We start from the raw sequence: 4,225 nt of genomic DNA on the forward strand, positions 1-4,225 counted from the left end.
CGCGCAGCAGTGCGATGCGCCGGGCCCGCTCGACCTGCGCCGGGCCGTAGCGGCGCACCCCGGTGCGCGGGTCGACCAGGGCGGGCGGCAGCAGCCCCCGCTCGCCGTAGAGCCGCAGGGCCTTGAGGCTGAGCCTGGTCCGGGCGGCGAGTTCGCCGATGGTGATCACGTTCTCCTGCACGCCCGCCACTGTGCCCCCTGCCCCTGGGGGAGGGGCAAATAAGGTGTGGACGCTCACTTGAGCTGCCGGAGGGGCCGCTGAGCGGACCCTCTCCCGGGTATCACCCCGGCAGCCAGGACGGCCACTGCCGGCGGGGCCGTACGGCGGGCCGGCCGGGGCCGATCAGGGCGTGCAGCCGGTTGGCTTCGGGGGATCCGATGGAGGCCAGGATGTCGTAGGCCTCCGACCGGCATGCCCGGGCCGCGTCCCCGTCGCCGTCGCGGTCGGCGAGCGCGTCACCGAGCGCCGCCAGGGCCAGCCCCCGCCCCCGGCGGTCGCCGTCGAGCGTCAGCACCTCGACCGCCCGGTCGGCCGCCGCCACCGCCTCCTCGCTGCGGCCGACGGCGCGCAGCGACTCGGAGAGCCGCAGCAGCGTACGGCCCGTGCGGCGCCGGTCGTCCGGCCGCAGCAGGGTGAGGGCGTTGCGGTGGTGGCGCAGGGCCTGCTCGAACTCGCCGCGGTCGTGGGCGATCGTCCCCATCGAATCCAGGGCGAGCGCCTGGAGCTCGTGGTCCGCGAGCCGGTGGCAGATCAGCAGGGACTGGTCGACGACGCGGACCGCCGCTTCGAACCGGCCGAGCTCGGTGAACGCGCCCGCCAGGTTGAGCAGTTCGGCCGCCACCGAGCGCTGGTCGCCGAGCCGCTCCCAGACCGAGATCGCCGCCGTGAAGCCGCCGACCGCGTCGCCCGGCCGGCCGACCTGGACGAACAGGGCGGCCAGCGAGGCGTGGGCCAGGGCGAGCAGCGGCCCCGGCAGGTCGTGGGCGGTGCACAGCTCGCGGGCCTTGAGCAGCTCGGCGAGGGCCGCGGGTTCGGAGCCGACCTCGGTCAGCAGCCGTCCGAGCACCAGCCGGGCCCTGACCTCGGCCGTCCGGTCGCCCTTGTGGACGGCGGCCCGGAGCAGGACCTTGGCCGCGTGCCCGAGCGGCCGGGTGGCCTGGCCGGTCTCGCACAACAGGCTGCAGCCGAGAAGCAGTTCGGCCACCAGATCGAGCCGGGGCGGCTCGGGGAGCCCGGCGTACTGGCCGACCAGCGCGCCGATGCCGTGGTAGTCGACGCGGCCGTGGGGCGCCACCGTGCGGGAACCGGCGTCGGCACCGGGCAGGGCGGCACGGGCGGCGGACGGGCCGAGCGCCGCGACGGTCTCGGCGTGGTGACGGGCCGCCAGGCGGGTGAGGACGGCAGCGGGGCGGTCCGCCTCCGCCGCCGGGCCTGCCTGCGCCTGTGGGCCTCCCGCCGTGGCGGGGGTGAGCTGCTGGGCGAAGGCGCGCAGCAGGTCGTGGTACCGGTAGCGGTCCGGTGGCGCCGTCTCCAGCATCGAGCAGTCGACCAGTGACTCGGCCAGTTCCTCGGCCTCCTGCCCGGGCAGGCAGAGCACCGCCGCCACCGCGCCCGGCGACAGATCGGGCACCTCCGGAACCGCCAACAGGCGGAAGGCCCGGGCCTGTTCGGGCGTCAGCTGGTCGTAGCCGAAGCGGAACGCCGACTCGACAGCGAGGTCCCCGGCGCGCAGCACGTCCAGCCGGCGGCGATCGCCGGACAGCTTGTCGAGCAGCAGGTCCATGCTCCAGCCGGGCCGGCAGGCGAGGCGGGCGGCCAGGACGCGCACGGCCAGCGGGAGATGGCCGCAGAGCCGCACGAGTTCCGCGGCCGTGTCCGCCTCGGCCCGCAGCCGCTGCCCGCCGATCACCTGGCCGAGCAGGCCGAGGGCCTCCTGCGGGGCGAAGGCGGTCAGTTCGACGACATGCGCGTTGGGCAGCGACCCGAGCCTGGCCCGGCTGGTGACGAGCACGGCGCAGCCGGGCCGGCCGGGCAGCAGCGGCCTGATCTGTTCGGCGTCCCGGGCGTTGTCGAGGACCACCAGCACGCGTCGGCCGGAGAGCAACGAGCGGAACTGGGCGGAGCGTTCGGCGAGTCCGGGGGCCATCCTGTCCGCCGGCACGCCGAGGGAGCGGAGGAAGGCCCCCACCGCCTCCTCGGGCCGGTTCGGGCGGCCGTCGGCCCCGTGCAGGTCGAGGTAGAGCTGGCCGTCGGGGAAGTCGGCGGCCAGCTTGTGCGCGACATGGACGGCCAGAGCGGTCTTGCCCACGCCGCCCAGGCCCGACACGGTCGCCACGGGCATGGTGCGGGGGGCGAGCAGGACGGTCCGCAGTTCCTCGGTCTGCGCCTCGCGGCCGGTGAAGTCGGCGAGGTCGGCCGGGACCTGGGTCGGCCGTACCGCTGCCTGGTACGGCGGACGGTCCTTCTGGGGCGGGCGGGCCGCGGTGGCGGACCGGGGCCGCGCGGGCGCCACGAGGGCGGCGTCGGCCACCAGGATCCGGCGCTGCAACTCGCGCAGACCGGGCCCGGCGGAGACGCCGAGCTGCTCCCGCAGCCGCCGGTCCGCCGTGCGGTACACGCCCAGGGCCTCGGCCTGCCGGCCGGTCCCGTAGAGGGCGAGCATCAGCAGTTCGGAGAACCGTTCCCTGAGCGGGTGTTCGGCCACGACCGCGGTCAGTTCGGCGACGGCCTCGCCGGACGGTCCGGCCTCGACCTCGGCCTCCAGGCACGACTCCAGGACGGTCACCCGGCGTTCGGCCCACTCGCCCCGCTGCCGCTCGGCGTAGGGGCCGGGGAGTCCGCTCATCGGCTCGCCCTGCCACAGGGCCAGCACCGAGCGGAGCGTGGCGGCGGCGCGGGCGTGCTCGCCGCCGGCGCGGAGCTCCTTCGCCTCGCCGACGAGCTCCTCGCAGTGGTGGATGTCCAGGCCCCCGGGGTCCAGGGCGAGCAGGTAGCCCCCGCTGAGCGTGGTCGGCGCGGCGGGCCCGAGGATGCGGCGCAGGCGGTGGACGTACGTCCGGATCACGGCGGCGGGCTTGGCGGGCGGTTCCTCGCCCCACAGGTCGTCGACGAGCTGACCGGTCGACACGGGGTGGTTGGCCCTCAGCAGCAGTGCGAGCAGCAGGCTCCGCTGCTGCGGCGAGCCGAGCGCGAGCTCGCCGCCGTCCCGCCATCCCCGCAGCGGCCCCAGCACCGCGAACCGTAACCCACTCACCGGCCGTTCCCCCTCCGCCCGCAAACGATCCCCCGGGCGCATGATACCGACCGCAAATCACCCCTGGTCAGGGCCGACGCACCGGGCTGGACCCGCCTGCCGGGGACGTTGCGGCACCGCGGTTCGCGGGTGTCGTGCCGTCCGGGACCGGGGAGGGCCGAAGGCGGCAGGGGCGTCGCACCCCGGTCCGTGAACGGGGGAGCATCCGCCCTCGTGTACATGCCGGCGCAGGCTCCCGCGGATCGCTCCGCGCGGAACGGCGAGCGAACCGTTCGGGTGTCCCGGAAGGCCCCTGCGACCAGCGACGACCCGCCGGCCGCGCCGGGCGGTGAGGCGGCCGACCGGCGCCGGTCGCCTCGCGTCACCGGTGACCGGCGGCCCGTTGCCTGTCCATCACCCGTCAACAGGCTGTCGATCTCCTGTCGACAGGCGCGGTCGAGCCTTCGACCAGGACGACCGCACCGATGCGGTCCGAGAGCGAGAGGAACATGCGATGGCAAAGCGGAAGGCTCTGATCAGTTCGGCCCTGGCCGTGGCCGGTGTCGCGGCGATGTTCGCGACGGCCGCCCCGGCCGGCGCGGCCACCGCGGACCGGCAGTCCGCGGCGGCGCAGGCACTGAGCGCGGCGCGCAGCACGCAGGTCTCGGTCGTCAACTGGACGGGCTGCGAACTGCGCCTGCAGAGCGCCTGGCTGGACCACGGCATCTGGTCGGACGGCCTGGCCCCGGTGGCCGTCATGTCCGACGGGACGACCGGACGCTGGCAGTCCGAGAGCAACGGCTTCATGACCGGGACCGAGGGCCACGTCATCTACGACGCGGAGAACTGTGGGAACCCCGGGCTCAATACTGCAACCGCATCTGGGGGTTGTGGCCTCGGCGTTTGTAGTGGGAGCGGCGGGCTCGGGCCTGGCTGCGTCGGCGGAAGCGTGACCAGCGCAGATGGTGCTCGTTGGTGTGGTGGCGGGGTGT

At 75.5% G+C, this 4,225-nt stretch carries 2 protein-coding genes and 1 pseudogene; 1 reads left to right on the forward strand and 2 read right to left on the reverse strand.

The window, feature by feature from the left end:
* A partial coding sequence (locus tag KS423_RS39870) for a MerR family transcriptional regulator (protein WP_224284619.1) occupies positions 1–181 on the reverse strand: 181 nt, incomplete at its 3' end.
* Positions 182–281: 100 nt separating this feature from the next.
* A complete protein-coding gene (locus KS423_RS39875) occupies positions 282–3,254 on the reverse strand; it encodes a BTAD domain-containing putative transcriptional regulator (RefSeq protein WP_224284620.1) in 2,973 nt (990 codons plus the stop codon).
* Between the two features lie 493 nt (positions 3,255–3,747).
* Here KS423_RS39875 and KS423_RS39880 point away from each other — a divergent pair.
* A pseudogene (locus tag KS423_RS39880) lies at positions 3,748–4,225 on the forward strand (hypothetical protein); the annotation flags it as partial.

This window comes from Streptomyces sp. LS1784 (assembly GCF_020103755.1).
GTDB lineage: Bacteria > Actinomycetota > Actinomycetes > Streptomycetales > Streptomycetaceae > Kitasatospora.